The sequence below is a fragment of the Lysinibacillus sp. FSL W7-1291 genome (genome assembly GCF_038593415.1).
GTDB lineage: Bacteria > Bacillota > Bacilli > Bacillales_A > Planococcaceae > Lysinibacillus > Lysinibacillus fusiformis_D.
Genome location: NZ_CP151994.1, coordinates 388296 through 404304, shown reverse-complemented (window position 1 = coordinate 404304; position 16009 = coordinate 388296). Strand labels below are relative to the sequence as shown.

Annotated in this window: 14 protein-coding genes and 1 riboswitch; of the genes, 4 read left to right on the top strand and 10 right to left on the bottom strand. The window is 38.0% G+C overall.

Going from position 1 to position 16009, the window contains the following annotated elements; genetic code table 11:
- Window positions 1-101 precede the first annotated feature (101 nt).
- Entirely contained in the window at window positions 102-935 is an 834-nt protein-coding gene (locus tag NST76_RS01955; protein ID WP_036117790.1) for an undecaprenyl-diphosphate phosphatase, read from the bottom strand.
- Window positions 936-1042: 107 nt separating this feature from the next.
- The gene (locus NST76_RS01950; protein ID WP_342544557.1) at window positions 1043-2122 is read right to left on the bottom strand and encodes a metallophosphoesterase; all 1080 of its coding nucleotides are present in this window, start codon (window positions 2120-2122) and stop codon (window positions 1043-1045) included.
- Window positions 2123-2425: 303 nt separating this feature from the next.
- On the opposite strand from NST76_RS01950, the gene NST76_RS01945 reads away from it, so the two are divergent.
- Window positions 2426-3574 (top strand): acyl-CoA dehydrogenase family protein, encoded by a 1149-nt coding sequence (locus NST76_RS01945; protein WP_058844778.1) that lies wholly within the window; start codon window positions 2426-2428, stop codon window positions 3572-3574.
- Between the two features lie 35 nt (window positions 3575-3609).
- On the opposite strand, the gene NST76_RS01940 is transcribed toward NST76_RS01945, so the two are convergent.
- From NST76_RS01940 to NST76_RS01925, 4 genes are all read right to left on the bottom strand, one after another.
- Entirely contained in the window at window positions 3610-5814 is a 2205-nt protein-coding gene (locus NST76_RS01940) for a HAMP domain-containing sensor histidine kinase (protein WP_058844779.1), read from the bottom strand.
- Window positions 5815-5829: 15 nt separating this feature from the next.
- A complete protein-coding gene (locus NST76_RS01935) occupies window positions 5830-5985 on the bottom strand; it encodes a hypothetical protein (RefSeq protein WP_155273172.1) in 156 nt (51 codons plus the stop codon).
- Entirely contained in the window at window positions 5963-6655 is a 693-nt protein-coding gene (locus NST76_RS01930) for a response regulator transcription factor (RefSeq protein WP_036117745.1), read from the bottom strand. Before NST76_RS01930 ends, NST76_RS01935 begins: the two co-directional genes overlap by 23 nt.
- A gap of 76 nt (window positions 6656-6731) precedes the next feature.
- A complete protein-coding gene (locus NST76_RS01925) occupies window positions 6732-7595 on the bottom strand; it encodes an EamA family transporter (protein WP_036117748.1) in 864 nt (287 codons plus the stop codon).
- 156 nt (window positions 7596-7751) lie between these two features.
- Here NST76_RS01925 and NST76_RS01920 point away from each other — a divergent pair, with 156 nt between their 5' ends.
- Window positions 7752-7982, top strand: coding sequence for an excisionase (locus NST76_RS01920; RefSeq protein WP_036117751.1), 231 nt, complete (start codon window positions 7752-7754; stop codon window positions 7980-7982).
- A 64-nt stretch (window positions 7983-8046) separates the two neighbouring features.
- On the opposite strand, the gene NST76_RS01915 is transcribed toward NST76_RS01920, so the two are convergent.
- The 3 genes from NST76_RS01915 to NST76_RS01905 all read right to left on the bottom strand — a co-directional run bounded on the left by NST76_RS01915 (window position 8047) and on the right by NST76_RS01905 (window position 11535).
- Window positions 8047-9033, bottom strand: coding sequence for a homoserine dehydrogenase (locus NST76_RS01915; protein ID WP_036117793.1), 987 nt, complete (start codon window positions 9031-9033; stop codon window positions 8047-8049).
- Window positions 9034-9510: 477 nt separating this feature from the next.
- Window positions 9511-9897 carry a hypothetical protein gene (locus NST76_RS01910; RefSeq protein ID WP_342504175.1) on the bottom strand — a complete coding sequence of 129 codons (387 nt, stop codon included), beginning with the start codon at window positions 9895-9897 and terminating at the stop codon, window positions 9511-9513.
- 336 nt (window positions 9898-10233) lie between these two features.
- Window positions 10234-11535 (bottom strand): O-acetylhomoserine aminocarboxypropyltransferase/cysteine synthase family protein, encoded by a 1302-nt coding sequence (locus tag NST76_RS01905; protein ID WP_036117757.1) that lies wholly within the window; start codon window positions 11533-11535, stop codon window positions 10234-10236.
- Window positions 11536-11646: 111 nt separating this feature from the next.
- Window positions 11647-11760: riboswitch (SAM riboswitch) on the bottom strand.
- Window positions 11761-11915: 155 nt separating this feature from the next.
- Here NST76_RS01905 and NST76_RS01900 point away from each other — a divergent pair.
- Both NST76_RS01900 and NST76_RS01895 read left to right on the top strand, forming a co-directional pair.
- Window positions 11916-12548, top strand: coding sequence for a glycerol-3-phosphate acyltransferase (locus tag NST76_RS01900; protein WP_271912213.1), 633 nt, complete (start codon window positions 11916-11918; stop codon window positions 12546-12548).
- A gap of 196 nt (window positions 12549-12744) precedes the next feature.
- Entirely contained in the window at window positions 12745-14226 is a 1482-nt protein-coding gene (locus NST76_RS01895; RefSeq protein WP_058844783.1) for a DASS family sodium-coupled anion symporter, read from the top strand.
- 68 nt (window positions 14227-14294) lie between these two features.
- Here the strand turns inward: NST76_RS01895 and NST76_RS01890 are convergent, their stop codons facing one another.
- Window positions 14295-15818 carry a succinate CoA transferase gene (locus NST76_RS01890; protein ID WP_271912210.1) on the bottom strand — a complete coding sequence of 508 codons (1524 nt, stop codon included), beginning with the start codon at window positions 15816-15818 and terminating at the stop codon, window positions 14295-14297.
- Window positions 15819-16009: the final 191 nt, after the last annotated feature.

Below are 16009 nucleotides of genomic sequence, written 5' to 3'. Positions count from 1 at the left end.
AAAAAGCCACTGCTTCTTATCAAAGAAGAGTCCTGCACCCCTAAAGTTTAGATTTTTGACTCTAACTTTAGGGGTGCAGGACCAAGAGTGACCTTTTTTATTTACATAAAAATAATTACACAAAGAACTGCGGCTAAAACTAAACGATAAATCGCAAAAGGCATTAACTTCACCTTTGAAATAAGTGCTAGGAAAAACTTGATGGATAGTAAGGCAAAGATAAATGAACTAATAAATCCAACTGCATAAAATCCAAAGTAGTCCATTGATAAAGTATCCCAGTTTTTCAGAACGGATACTAGACTAGCCCCTGCCATGATTGGCACTGCCATAATGAATGTAAAATCGGCTGCAACTCGGTGACTCATACCAAAGAGTACCCCACCTGAAATAGTCGCACCTGAACGTGAAAAACCTGGCCATAAAGATAGACATTGAACTAACCCAACTTTAAATGCTAAGCCATAGGATATCTTGTCTAAAGAATCTACTTTTGGTTTTCTTGGTGCCAATTTATCTGCTGCAATCATTAGAATTGCTCCTGCCACTAAAGCATAAACTACATGCTCTACTTTAAATAAATGGTCGTCTATAAAATCTTTAAACGCAAAACCTAAAACAACTGCTGGCAGCATCCCAACAATAACATGCAATAAGTTAAAACGGCCGTTTATGGATTTTGATTGACCGTCAATATTATATAAGCCAACTAAGCTTAGCATACGTTTCCACATCACTACGATAACCGCTAAAATGGAGCCGAGCTGCACAACAATTTTAAATGTGTTAGCAGGATATTTTCCCAAAAACTCCTCTGTCTTTAACCACATATCGTCCACAATAATCATATGACCCGTAGAAGATACTGGTGCGAATTCCGTCATACCTTCGACAAAGCCTAATATTAACGCTTTTAATAATTCTATAATTTCCACCATGTCACCTTACCTTTTTTAATCAAATACCCACCTATTATAAGATACTACGTTTTCATATACTACTGTCATTTCACCTAGGTAGCTCATTTCAAGATTACCACACACTATTGAAAGTTTATATTCACTACCCAAAGCTCTGATCTACTACCAATTCGCATCGGTGGTCCCCAGAAGCCATAGCCTGATGAAACAAGTGTATGCATATGCTCCTTCAACTTATAACCATAGTCCAGTTCAAATACCCGAGCCGTTATATACTGGTTTGGCCATAGCTGACCCTTATGTGTATGACCTGACATATGTAAATCAACCCCCATTGCCGTTGGTGTTACCAAGTCATCGGGTGTATGGTTCATCACAAGCCATGGCAAGTTATCAGATACCTTTAATTCTTCAAGTGTTTTTCTTTCTTTATTCGTCCTATCCTCTTGCCCTGTTAATACAAACGCATCTTCTATACGAATTGTTTCATCTAGCAGTATTTTCACATTGGCATTTTCCATTTCCTTTACAAACTCAGGAATTTTTTTACCGTAATATTCATGGTTACCCAATATCCCATACGTTCCATATGTAGATGTTAATCCTTTCATGACATCCGCCATACCCTCTTGAACAAACCATTTTGGATCATCATCCACGATATCGCCAGCTAACAATACAATATCTGGCTGCGCTTCATTTGCCAAGTTTACAAATCGTTGCAAATGCCTTTTATGCGATAATACCCCTAAATGAAAATCAGATGCCACAACAGCTCTCAGTGATTCTAGTTCACTTTCCTTTTTGGCTACCGTTATTTCTAAATGACGAACTACTGGTGAATAAGCTAAATAAGAGCCGATGATACTTAACAAAACTAGGACAGCAACTGCTATACTACCAATTATTTGTACATTTTTAAAGGGAGTTAACCAAACAATCAATTGTGAAGCTAAACACAGTAATAAGCCGTATTCAAAGAGAAACATCCAGTAATTACTGATGACCGAAAAGAACCGTAAAGACTCATGTAATCTTCCGATTATAATACTAAAAGCAACAATATACAAAATCAGCCAAAATAGGACTGGATAACGGAACCATCCCATCGCTACAAGCCACTGCTTTACTCCCCACCCTAAATAGAAAGTCAACGCACTATAAATACTAATTAAAAGTATACCACCGATTACTTTTGGCATAACCTAGTCCTCTACTTTCTTCTATAATTTAGTTGATTATATCATTATACTTAACAATCATATTGCTTGAAGCCCTTGAATAATCTTCTATCTGAAAATAGGAACTGATTACAGATGACAACTATAAGTTTACCTTTTCATTTCCTTCGATTCTCTCGTTCTACATGACATTCCACCGTATTTAGATGACATTTTCGTCATTTTCACACTAAAAGCCACTTTAATTTCTACAAATCTTCCAGTAACATAATAGATGAACGAGAAAATTTACGCATTTACGAGCAAAAAGGGGTGCTATTTCGAATGACACGTTATAAATTTGAAACAATAGAGCATGAGTTATTTCGTAAAACCTTCCGTAAGTTTTTAGCTGAAGAAGCTGAGCCACATTATATTCAATGGGAAAAAGACCATCTAATTCCACTTTCCTTTTGGCGCAAGCTCGGTGAGATGGGCTACCTTTGCCCACAGGTCGAGGAGCAGTATGGCGGGCTTGGTCTGGATTTCAGCTTCGGTGTTATTATTCAAGAGGAGCTAGAACGTATAGGTTCAAGTCTTATTGGGATTGGACTGCATAATGATATTGCCGTACCTTATATCGAGGCTTATGGTACACATGAACAAAAATCTCGCTGGCTGCCTAAATGTATTTCAGGCGACTATATCACTGCGATTGCGATGACTGAGCCTGGTACAGGTTCAGACTTGGCAAATATACAAACAACCGCGATCCGCGATGGTGACTTTTACATTGTCAATGGACAAAAAACCTTTATCACTAATGGCATTCATACAAACTTAGCCATTGTTGCAGTGAAAACAAATCCACAGGTGGAGAAAAAGCATCGCGGCATCAGTCTACTTGTCATTGAAGAAGGTACACCTGGCTTTACAAAAGGAAGACAGCTCGAAAAGGTTGGGATGCATGCCCAAGATACGGCAGAACTCTATTTTGAAGATTGCCGAGTGCCTGTGCAAAACCTACTTGGAGAAGAAGGCAAAGGTTTTCACTATATGATGGAAAAGCTACAGCAAGAGCGATTAGCAGTAGCGATTGCTGCACAAACAGCCGCAGAGGATATGCTTACCTTGACATTAGACTATGTAAAATCACGTCAAGCCTTTGGTAAAACAATTGGCGACTTCCAAAATACAAAATTTAAAATTGCTGAAATGGCTACTAAAATTGAGCTTGGAAAATCATTTTTAGAATCCTTGATTGAAGAGCATATTGCTGGGAAAGAGGTTGTGACAAAAGTATCTATGGCAAAATACTGGATCACAGAAAATGCACGTGAGCTTGCCACGCAATGTATGCAATTGCATGGTGGCTATGGCTATATGGAGGAATATAAAATTGCTAGAAGGTATAGAGATATACCTGTTATGTCCATCTATGCTGGTACCAACGAAGTGATGAAAGTCATTATCGCCAAAAATTTAGGCTTATAAAAAGATGGCGGCAAATTTCTGCCGCCATCTTTCCATTATACTGCTGGAATTCGAACAATTACTTTAAATAGATCGCCATCTACATCAATACTCATTCTTGCCCCATGTAAGTCGACAATAGATTGTGCAATCGCTAATCCAAGTCCTGAGCCCTCTGTATGTCTTGAAGCATCTGCACGTTTAAAGCGTTCAAATAATTCCTCGGCATCCTCACTGATTTCATATTTCGCAACATTTTTCACTGTAAATTCAGCATCACCATCTGCCGTACGTTTCAACGTCACGTATACACGTGTTCCTTCTAACGCATATTTCAAGACATTCACAATTAAATTATCGATGAGTCTCCACCATTTTTGACCGTCCACATATGCATAGATGGGATCGTGTGGCATCGTCATACGTAAATCTAAGCTTGACTGTGTCAAATCCTCTTTATGCTCCCCTACCGCTTGCTGAATAAGCTGCGTCAAATCTACTCGACTGCGATGGAGTTCAATATTGCCACTTGCCATTTTTGACACTTCAAAAAGGTCTTCAATCAATACTTTTAAACGCTCAGATTTTTTATCGAGAATTTGAATGTATTGTTGACGTTCTTCGTCTGTAATAGTGGGCTTTTTCAGTAAATCCGTATACGTAATAATAGAGGTTAATGGCGTACGTAAATCATGACTCACATTTGTAATAAGCTCTGTTTTCAAACGTTCACTTTTCGCCTGCTCATGCATGGACGTACGAACACCTTCTCGTAAATGGTTAAGATTTTCAGCATGACCTGCAAGCGGTGATTTGCCTTTTACCTTCACATCTCGGTTTAAACGTCCTTCAGCCATATTCTTCGTATCCTTCATAATGCGATTTAAATAACCCATTCTTGATAGGAAAACAACCAGAGCAGGAATTCCTACGAACATACACATAGCAAGAACAAGAACTGGAAAACCGCCTCCTCTTAACATAGAAGCGACAAGGCTACCTCCCCCAAAGAAGGCTGCAGCTAACATGACCAATGAATGCAATGCAATAGAACGATTGATAAATAAATCAGTCATCGAATCGCCAAGTGACCATAAATAACTTGATTTCATATTTTCTTCTAGCTTTTTCAAAGTATCCACTCTTGTATACAGCCAAATTAATTGTACAAAGAAAGCACTGCCTATAACGAATAACACAGCTATTTTAAAGGCAGAATCTAGTATAGACCGTACATAATTATATTGATAATTGTAATCGTAAGTGTATTCAATAGATTCAAAAACAATTTGGGAAGTAAAAAGATACATAAATCCTGTAATCAATACTAGAATAACCTGAAAGTCAAACTTTACCTTAGTTAAAATCTCTTTTTCCTTCATATTCGTGACAGTTTGTAGTACAACCTTACGACCTCTCCATGCAAAGATTGCCGTTACTATACTAGTCAGCCACACAAAGAAAAAGGTATATTGATTACGGTGAAAACGATTATAATCCTGCATAACGCCTAATGATTGAACTGCTTTTTTCGAGATGGTTAAGACACCCATATATTCAGCTGTTTCATAAAAATTATCTACATCCACATATGCTTCTGTACTGTAAAAAATATCCCTTAAATTATTACTAATATTTCCTGCATATAATGGGTTTCGCTCAGAATATTTTATTTTATAGGCACTGCTTTCTGAAACATCACCTGCACGGTATATTTTACCTGTTTCAATATTCGTCAACTCATAGGACCAGTAGTCATAGTTTTTTCCAAAGCTTTTCGCTTCGGCTTGTACTGACTTAATATATTTATCAATTAATGCTTCTTTTTCAGCACGAATCTTCTTTCGCACATGCTCATCATTTTCAAAGTTTGCCGTAATATCTTTAATCTTATTATCGCGTTCAGTCTCTAGCTTTATTTGTAATTCTGCAGCATTGGCATCCACTGCTTCTTGAATTCGCTGTCCGTATTGCTGTTTAATATTATCGATTTGCTGTCCCAATGTACCATAGTAATTACGATGATCTTCTATTTCTGATTGCGTAATTTCTATTTCATCTTTAAAATCTGCGGCATTCGGTACATTTAACACTAACGGTCCTAGTTCTGCTGTGAAATTATCGATTTCATGCTGGAAATTTTCCGATTGGAAATAGGATTTACCAATATACTGATAACCTACATGCCAAAAAGTAAAAATACCAAAAATTGTCCAAATGAAACACATTAACACTAGAGAGGATTTCCATTTTTTTATCATACCTCTTACACTCCTCTAAAAAATTCTTTCCAAAAATTGCAAAACCTCTGAGGAGCGAGAATCGACGATTTGATAGGCATAAACACCAAAATAAATGAGCCCAACAACACCTGCTATAAATCCTGCAATCGTCATATACTTCTCTAGTTTATTTTTCCATTTTATAGCCAACGCCCCATACCACCTTTAGATAGCGCGGATTTTTCGGATCTGCTTCAATTTTTTCACGTATCTTCCGAATGTGAACAGCTACAATATTTTCAGCATTGTACGCCTCCTCATTCCAAACACGTTCATAAATTTCACGTATCGAAAAAACACGCCCTACATTTTTCATTAATAATTCCGTGATTTTATATTCTATTGGAGTTAGTCGAACAGGTTCTCCTTCTAGTATGACCTCTTTTGCATCTTCATCAAGAACAAGTCCGTCAATTTCCACTTTTGTCGCTCCTTCACTATACGTCCCTAGTTGCACATAACGTCGCAACTGCGATTTCACTCGTGCCAATAGTTCTAATGGATGAAATGGCTTCGTCACATAATCATCAGCTCCAACGGATAGCCCATGTATTTTATCGCCATCCTCTGCCTTTGCACTCAGCATAATAATTGGAATATTGCGCTCCTCCCTAATTTTAAAGGTTGCTGTAATGCCATCCATGTTTGGCATCATGATATCTAAAATAATTAAATGTACTTCATTGTTCTCTAGCTTTTCTAATGCATCTTGGCCGTCTGCTGCTTTAATGACATGATAGCCTTCATTTTTTAAATAAATTTCAATACCATCACGAATATCTTGATCGTCATCTGTAACAAGAACTGTTAATTTCGTCATGATATACACCTCGCTCTCAAATATCAGTGTACCTTTCAAATCTTAAAAACCAGCTATTATAAAAATGAAGAATTTCTTAAGGTTTTCGTTTTTTCCTTCCACCTATGGTTAAAACAACAATGCCACCTAGTAGCATTGCTAGACCAAGCCAGGACACGATACTTAATTGTTCTCCAATGAAAAACACCCCAAGAATGGCAGCAGTTAATGGCTCCGCTAATGACAGTGTTACAGCTGAGGATGAACTAATTTTTTGCAGACCATTTAAAAACAATAAATACGCCACGCTTGTACACATAATTCCCATGAATAGCATTGTCCATAAGTTATGTGTATTCCCTAGCCAAGCAAATCCATTTTCAAAAGAAAACGGCAGTAAAAATAACGTACAAATAGAGAATGTCATGGCGACTGCTGGCAATGCCTCTTCCTGTGCCATTAATTTTTTACTAATGTTTGTATAAAATGCAAAGGACACACCTGCACAAAGTGCTAGCGCAAATCCACCTATATGAACAGACTCGTCTCCATTATTCATAAATAATAAAAGACATCCGATAATCGCCATCAGTGTAGCAAGTCCCCATACCGCTGTCGGACGAGTTTTCCAAATAAGCCATTCTAAAACACCAGAAAATACTGGTGCACTACCAATTGTTGCAACTGTTCCAATGGCTACTCCTGTTAGACGGATAGATGAAAAGAAAAGACCCTGGAAAAGAGCAATACTGGCTGCAGCTAAAATCGTCCATTTCCATGACCATTTTCGAAAGTTAATTTTCCGTAATGAAATGGTAATGGCTAATAATAGACCGCCACCAATTGCAGAACGAATAGTGGCCACTGCTATTGGAGATACCCCTTGATTTAAAAATGTTTGAGCTGTTCCTGTCATTCCCCATAGAATGGCTGCTAGTAATACCAACAACGGATTTAACATTTATCAATTCATCCTCGCTTTATTACTTCATTAATACTAATAATACATATTTATCCAAAATCAAACAATTATCATTTTTACTTTTTCTTTCAATTAGCCTAGTATGCTTTCTCAACAATGGAAGTTATAATATATACAGTAAAAGGAGCGAATCGTATGTACAAAACAATTGCAGAGACAGCTGTTGATCTTGGTATGCCTGAGGATCAAATTATGCGTCTAGTTTATGAGGGGCGTATCCGTTCTGTTTACGATGGAGAACAAACCCTAATCAATAGCGGCCAATTTAGCACGTATTTTAAACAATTGGAACGTATTAAAGAGGAAATCGAAATTTGGCGTTCTACCCCTATTCCAGAAGATATAGATGTGAAAGATGAAGATTAAAAAAACCCACCATTCATACAATCGAACATTGTTGAGTGGCGGGTAATTTTAAAAAATAAGTTTATTAGATTGTCACAACAAATCCTGCTCTTTTCCCAATGATTTCAGCATAGTCCTCTACCATGACACTCGCAGTTGGGTACATTCCTGCTCCAGGGCCAACTAATGTTAATGTCCCAATATAGTTAGTCTCTAACGCTACCGCGTTGAACACATCATCAACGGGATAAAGTGGATGTTCTTTATCAACCAGTTGAGGACCAACTTTAGCGATAATTTTACCGTCAGCCCTTTTTTCCACTTCAGCGACATGGCGGTAACGCAGACCGTTTTCACACGCTTCACGGACTTGTTCAGCCGAAATGCTATCGATACCAATTACTTCTACATCAGCCCAATCTGGTTGCTCTCCGAAAGCTAAAGCACTTAAAATCATTAATTTTTTAAAGGCATCCTGACCAGAAATATCATTATATGGATCCGCCTCGGCATAACCTAAACTTTGCGCCTCTTTTAAAGCTGTTTCGAATGACCAGCCTTGTGCACGCATTTTTGTTAAAATATAATTACATGTGCCATTCAGGACTCCTTGAATACGGCTCACATCATTAACAAGTAAAATATTTTTCATTGTTTTAATAACAGGTACGCCACCTGCAGTAGTTGCCTCATAGCCTACAAAAACACCATTTGCTTTTGCCAGATCCTGCAACTCTAAGCCTCGTTTAGCAAACATCACTTTGTTGGCTGTAACAACGTGACATTTATGCTCAACTGCTCTTTTTAAATAACTGTATGCAGGCTCTTCATTTACAATCGCTTCAAACACAACCTGCATACCTGGCTCTGCTAAGACATCATCCATACTCGTCGTCATTAAATGCGCTGTACCTGGTACACGTTCACGACTAGCATCTGTCACTAAAATCTTTGCTACCTCTAATTCAATACCTAATTTATTTTTTAGCTCTTCTCGCTTTTCATTTAAAATATGATAGATCCCTTGACCTACCGTTCCAAATCCTAAAATCGCTGCCTTTATAGTTGCCATTTCTGTTATTCCCTCCAACTTACATTCCGCAGTTTCATCAAAGCTAATTTCTCCATGGGGTTGTGTCATGATAATTGGACACCCACCGCAAGCTTTAGCTAATTACTCTTCTTTGTACGAGTTTCGCTATTTTAGTATGTGTTGGAACACATACAAATTCAAATAATTCTAAATTTATCTTAAAGAAAATTGTAACGCAAATACATACTTAGCACAAGAAAAATCTTTCTAGGAAGGACATTTGTTTTCTCTAGATGTGCAAAAGAAATCGGTTTCATTCCCTTTATTATACGTTTTTTTAGTTGATCTATAAGATTTGAACAAAAATTGACTATTTCCATTTAAATATATGAATGTCTTTCTTCTATTATATATGTATGCTTGGACACCCATCATCTTGTTACTATTTTAATGACCTCTAAAGAAAAAACTCATTCCCTGTAGCAGCAGAGAATGAGCTTTAATATATGGGGGATTTCAACTTGCTTTTGAAAGCAATTGATAACGATAATGTGTTAAAGCTTGTTGAACAAGACTAATTTCTTCTTCTGTAAAATTTGGTATTGCATACGTACGTTTCACTAATTGAAATGTACCGTATTTTAAGTAAAGCTCTGTTGCAGGAAGTGCAATATGGCTCACACCGTAATGTTCATATGCCTCAAAAACTTCCTTTACAGTATAGCCCTCCTCTTCAGCCACAACATACTCTTGAAATGCTGTATGACCAAAGACTTGCTTCCATTTTTTATCGACTGATGTAAGTAAGTGTTGAATGGATTGATTGTTGACAAAGACATGACCTTCATTCAGCTCATAAATTAGATAGGATGCAATGTTTTGTGCACTATAGATATTACCCATTTTAAACACTCCTTTATCATCAGTTTTTTTGGAAGAGCAGTCACTGGCTATGCGACCACTCTTCTTCTATATATTCAAAAGTGGGGGGAGCACTTTTGAAAACATTTACCTTATAACAAGAATTTTCGTATTCTTAACTTATTCCCTAGTATATAACACGGAATTAATTAAGTCAATAATACACATAAAAATACTTGGTATTATTTTTAAAAAAGTTCTGATAATTGATGGATTTTATACTTGGTTGATGTAGCAACGTTTGACGCAATGCCAAATGAGGCAATTCGAATGAGAAAATACGTAAACTCTACAACATCCTCCCTTGCGTTCTAAAACTTAAGCTTCTACAGTTTGTTCAGTTGTTGTGGCAAGCGTAATGGCTTGTTCTAAATCAGCAATAATATCCTCTACTGCCTCTAAACCGATGGATAAGCGAATGAGCGACTCGGTTACGCCAGCTTGAATTAATTCATCTGTTGATAATTGCTGATGTGTAGTAGATGCTGGGTGAATAATGAGCGATTTGGCATCCCCTACATTTGCTACATGTGAAAACAGCTTCACGCTATCAATTAGCTTTCGACCAGCCTCACGTCCACCTTTAATGCCAAATGTAAGCACAGAACCGAAGCCATTTTTCAAGTATTTTTTCGCCAAATCATGTGTCGCAAAATCTTCTAGGCCATTATAGTTTACATACTCCACAGATGGGTGGTTTCGTAAATATTCAGCAACTGCCAACGCATTTTCATTGTGTTTAGGGATACGCAAATGAAGCGTTTCTAAACCTTGTAGTAAATTAAACGCTGCGTCAGCACTTAATGTTGGACCGAAGTCACGTAACAACTGTACGCGTAGCTTCGTAGCAAAAGCAGCAGAAGCTGTATCAATTCCGTAACGTAATCCATGGTAAGAAGCATCTGGTTCCGTAAATCCAGGGAATCGTCCACTAGTCCAATCAAACTTACCAGCGTCTACAACAACCCCACCTAAAGTTGTACCATGACCACCTATCCATTTAGTTGCGGAGTGAACAACAATATCTGCACCGTATTCAATTGGTGTGGAACCATAAGGAGAAGCAAATGTACTATCGATAATTAATGGTAAACTGTTATCATGTGCAATCTTAGCTACTGCTTCAATATCTAAAACTTTTAAACTTGGATTACCATAAATTTCAGCGAAGACAGCTTTCGTTTTATCGGTAATCGCAGCCTTAAAATTCTCTGGGTTTGTTTCATCTACAAAAATTGTTTTAATGCCATACTTCGGTAATGTGTTAGCCAATAAATTATACGTACCACCATATAAAGAACTACCTGCTACTATTTCATCGCCTGCTCCAGCTAGATTTAAAATGGAAAATGCGATAGCTGCTGCACCAGATGAAAGTGCTACTGCTGCTGTTCCACCTTCCAATAAGGCCACACGCTTTTCAAAAACATCCACTGTCGGATTTGTAATCCGTGTGTAAATGTTCCCCGCTTCCTCTAAGGCAAAAAGACGTTGCGCATGAGCAGTGTCCTTAAATACGAAAGCAGTTGAGCGATAGACAGGAACTGTTCTAGAGCCCGTCACTGGGTCTGGCTCTTGACCACCATGTAACAGCAATGTTTCTGGTTTAAAATTTGTCATTGTGTACCTCCAATTATTTTTTTACGATGGTACCGGAGATGAGGAGGATTTATGTGTAGAAAACAAAACCCTCTCCTGTTAAGAAGAGGGTTGCGGTTGCAAGTTTTCCTCCCCTTATCTGCCAGATCCAAGTAAGAATCTGTAGGAATTAGCACCTTAGTAAGTTCATCACTTACTGGTTGCTGGGCATCATAGGGCCTATCCCTCCGCCGCTCTTGATAAGAGTATGAGATTCAATTTCCATCGTTGTAACACAGTATAAACATAGAGTTTTTTTCTGTCAATATGTAAATTTTATTTTTTCCGAAACTTCTGTCAGCTCTTATACGTAATATGAACGCATACACTAATTTAGAAAAAAATTTGAAAGGAGTATTTTTATGGTAAAAGCCGTGATCATTTTTCTCTTAGTTGGATATTTAATTGGCTGTATTCACGGCTCTAAAGTGGCACAATTTTTATCGGGGGTTGATTTAAAAAAAGCTGGCCATGGCAATGCAGGTGCCTCTAATGCTACACTTTCCCTCGGCTGGAAATATGGCGTTTTAGTAGCCCTAATCGATATTGGCAAAGGCGTTGTAGCTATTATCGGTGCACACTTTTATTTAGCAGATGCTCCGCATTTAACCGAAGGAGAAATATGGCTCCTGACCTACATTATTGCTGCAGGGGTTATTTTGGGTCATAATTTCCCATTTTATATGGGCTTCAATGGTGGGAAAGGAACTGCCTCTATTATTGGAATTCTACTTGCTGTAGATTGGAAGATTGGTTTATTTGCACTTATTTTATTTGTCATTTTATCCTTTGCAACTAACTATTTAATTGTCGGTGTTCTAGAGTTTTATCTCGTCTTTTGTACGGCAACATATTTATGGATTCCTGGAATTGGCCCAACTATAATTGCTGTCCTTCTTTTTGGCATAGCTATTATCCTGCACATCGAAAATATCCAACGATTAGCGAAGGGTACAGAGCCTAAAGTAACGTCTGCATTTAAGAAAAAGAAATAATATTACAATGGATATTTTTGTATTTTTTATGACCGTATATTTTCTCTTTATCTACTTATATCGCTGTAAAAAGCAGCTATTCTGCATACTTATTTTTTTACAATAAAATAGACAAGTTCTTATCTTAATAAAACATTTTACTAACCGATGTTATGGATAATAATCGTCATATTTATCGTAGAAAGGATGAGAAAATATGTCTTCACCCAATCAAACAGCTACGAAACGGAATTTAAAGCCACTATGGATTGGCTTGGCCTTTGCTTTACTAATCATCATTACTTTTTTACCTAATAACGGTGACTTACCGATTGCTGGACAACGAGCTTTAGCCATCTTAGCATTCGCAGTCATCCTATGGGTAACAGAGGCCGTGTCCTATCCCGTTAGCTCAGCCATGATCATTGCACTTGTAACTGTTCTACTAGGGCTCGCTCCATCAATGGACGATCCTGCTACAGAATTAGGAACTGCTGGCGCTTTAAAATTATCCTTAAGTGGATTTAGTAATTCCGCTGTCGCATTAGTAGCAGCAGCTCTTTTTTTAGCAGCAGCCATGCAAATTACCAACTTACATAAACGGCTTGCTCTCTGGATCCTTTCACTTGTAGGAACAAAAACAAAAGCTATCGTATTCGGCGCCATTTTAGTTTCTATAGCCCTCGCTTTTTTTGTTCCTTCTGCCACAGCACGTGCAGGCGCAGTCGTACCAATATTGCTAGGGATGGTCGCAGCATTTGGTTTACCACGCGATAGTCGACTCGCCGCTTTACTTGTTATTACTTCGGTACAAGCCGTTTCCATTTGGAATATCGGTATCAAGACAGCAGCAGCTCAAAATATGGTCGCTTTAAACTTTATTCAGGAACAATTTAATGTGGATATCTCCTGGGGTGCTTGGTTGCTCTATGCTGCCCCCTTCTCAATCATTATGTCTGTAGCTCTATTTTTCATTATGATCGCTTTAATTAAGCCTGAGACTAGCAATATCGAAGGTGGTAAAGAGGTCATCAAAAAACAGCTTTCAGAGCTTGGCCCATTGAAGGCTCCTGAAATTCGCTTAATCATAACATCAATCGTTTTGCTATTTTTCTGGGCAACTGAAGGGAAATTGCATCCCTTTGACACAACTACAGTCACAATTATTGCCATCGCTATTTTATTAATGCCTAAAATCGGTGTTTATTCATGGAAGGAAGTTGAACCTCATATCCCGTGGGGGACAATTATCGTCTTTGCCGTAGGTATTATGCTAGGAACCATTTTACTTAAGACGGAAGGTGCATCATGGTTATCCGATAAAGTATTTGGTTCACTTGGGCTAGATACGATGCCAATACTAGCAACCATCGCACTCGTAACATTATTTAATATTTTAATTCATTTAGGCTTTGCAAGTGCAACAAGCTTAGCCTCTGCACTGATACCTGTATTCATCGTACTAGCCTCTACATTAACAACGAATGTTGATCAAGTTGGCTTTGTCATCGTGCAACAATTCGTCATAAGTTTTGGCTTCCTATTACCAATTAGCGCACCACAAAATATGCTTGCCTATGGGACAGGAGCATTTACAACAAAGGATTTCTTGAAATCTGGTATTCCATTAACGATTATCGGCTTCCTTCTAATTCTTCTGTTCTCAGCTACTTATTGGAAATGGATTGGATTATTATAAAACTCTAATATGCTCACAACAAAAAGCCTTGAAGCACAATTGTCCTTCAAGGCTTTAATGATGGTATTTTATTGTTTCGTAAACGCAGGGTCCTTCATTGTCCCACTTTTTGCATAATGAACATGCCATGACAGTGCTTTTTCTAGATCGTGTGGCGTATGATGTCCACCAGTCGCCTCATTGGCATCATTATAATACTGCCATAGTTGCTCACGATAATCGGGGTGTGCACAATTATCAATGATAAGCGCCGCTCGCTCTTTCGGGGCAAGCCCACGTAAATCAGCTACACCCTGCTCAGTTACGATGACATCCACATCATGCTCAGTATGGTCCACATGTGAAACCATAGGGACAATACTTGAAATGTTGCCACCTTTAGCATACGATTTCGTCACAAAAATCCCTAGACGTGCATTACGTGCAAAGTCACCAGACCCTCCAATGCCATTCATCATCTTTGTACCAGAAACATGTGTTGAATTAACATTGCCGTATATATCAACTTCCAATGCTGTATTCACTGAAATAAGTCCGAGTCGACGAATAATTTCTGGTTGATTGGAAATTTCTTGTGGACGTAATACTAATTTATCAGCATACTTTTCAAAGTTCCCATAAACACGGTTTCCTACTTGCTCTGAAAGGGTAATAGAAGTAGCGGAAGCGAAATTTACTTTCCCTGCATCGATTAATTCAAATACTGCATCCTGTAGAACTTCTGAATAAACTTCTAAGTTCTCGAACTCAGAATCTTTAAAGCCTAACAATACGGCGTTTGCTACCGAGCCTACTCCTGATTGAATTGGTCGCAAGCTCGTTGTTAAGCGACCTACTTTAATCTCTTCACGTAGGAAATTTAATAAATGATTCGCCATTACATCTGTCTCCCCATCAGCAGGAACAATTGTTGATGGCGCATCTAATATATCTGAAATAACGATGCCCTTTACTTTATCTAAATCTAGCGGAATCCCAATTATACCAAGACGATCAGACACATTTTGCAAAGGAATTGGATCACGCTTACCTTGTGGCGCAGGTACGAAAATATCATGCACTCCCTCTAATGCATCAAGCTGTGCTACATTTAATTCAATGATGATTTGGTCTGCTTCTTGTACAAAAATCGGAGAGTTACCAACTGAAGTTGTAGGAATTAATAAGCCGTCTTCTGTAATGGCAGCAGCTTCAATAATCGCGAAATCAATAGGACCTATAATACCTTGGCGAACAAGTTCAGCATTATGAGAAAGATGGGCATCTACAAATGTGATATCACCGCTATTGATTTTATTACGAATACCAGCATCTGCTTGGAAAGGGCCTCGTTTACGAATGACACCTGCTTCTGCTAAATATTGGTCTACTTCAGGACCAAGTGATGCACCTGTAAAGACATCTACTTGAAATTTCTCTTTTTTAGCTTTCTCTACAAGTGCAAGAGGTACGACTTTTACATCGCCAGCACGTGTGAATCCACTCATCCCTAATACCATACCATCTTTAATCCAAGATGCTGCTTCTTCTGCTGTTACAATCTTGCTCCGCAATTGTTCATGGCGAAGCTTTTTCGCTAACTTTTCTTCCATTCCTTATTCCCCCATCCCACTATATTTTTGTTCAACTTGCATATTTGGTTCCATTAAATGTGTGACATTCGTCAGAAGCTATATCTTTATCCAAATAATGTTGCATCAGATAAACACTAACATCCGTTGAATAAAGAAATTGTATTTTTTGGTAGCACAACCAAATAAACAGTCGCTTCAATAATTTTAAA

Excerpts from the sequence above, each read along its gene's own strand:
- NST76_RS01950 (WP_342544557.1), bottom strand. The coding sequence starts at position 2,122 with ATGCCAAAAGTAATCGGTGGTATACTTTTAATTAGTATTTATAGTGCG.
- NST76_RS01945 (WP_058844778.1), top strand. The coding sequence starts at position 2,426 with ATGACACGTTATAAATTTGAAACAATAGAGCATGAGTTATTTCGTAAA.
- NST76_RS01940 (WP_058844779.1), bottom strand. The coding sequence starts at position 5,814 with ATGATAAAAAAATGGAAATCCTCTCTAGTGTTAATGTGTTTCATTTGG.
- NST76_RS01930 (WP_036117745.1), bottom strand. The coding sequence starts at position 6,655 with ATGACGAAATTAACAGTTCTTGTTACAGATGACGATCAAGATATTCGT.
- NST76_RS01925 (WP_036117748.1), bottom strand. The coding sequence starts at position 7,595 with ATGTTAAATCCGTTGTTGGTATTACTAGCAGCCATTCTATGGGGAATG.
- NST76_RS01920 (WP_036117751.1), top strand. The coding sequence starts at position 7,752 with ATGTACAAAACAATTGCAGAGACAGCTGTTGATCTTGGTATGCCTGAG.
- NST76_RS01915 (WP_036117793.1), bottom strand. The coding sequence starts at position 9,033 with ATGGCAACTATAAAGGCAGCGATTTTAGGATTTGGAACGGTAGGTCAA.
- NST76_RS01910 (WP_342504175.1), bottom strand. The coding sequence starts at position 9,897 with ATGGGTAATATCTATAGTGCACAAAACATTGCATCCTATCTAATTTAT.
- NST76_RS01905 (WP_036117757.1), bottom strand. The coding sequence starts at position 11,535 with ATGACAAATTTTAAACCAGAAACATTGCTGTTACATGGTGGTCAAGAG.
- NST76_RS01900 (WP_271912213.1), top strand. The coding sequence starts at position 11,916 with ATGGTAAAAGCCGTGATCATTTTTCTCTTAGTTGGATATTTAATTGGC.
- NST76_RS01895 (WP_058844783.1), top strand. The coding sequence starts at position 12,745 with ATGTCTTCACCCAATCAAACAGCTACGAAACGGAATTTAAAGCCACTA.
- NST76_RS01890 (WP_271912210.1), bottom strand. The coding sequence starts at position 15,818 with ATGGAAGAAAAGTTAGCGAAAAAGCTTCGCCATGAACAATTGCGGAGC.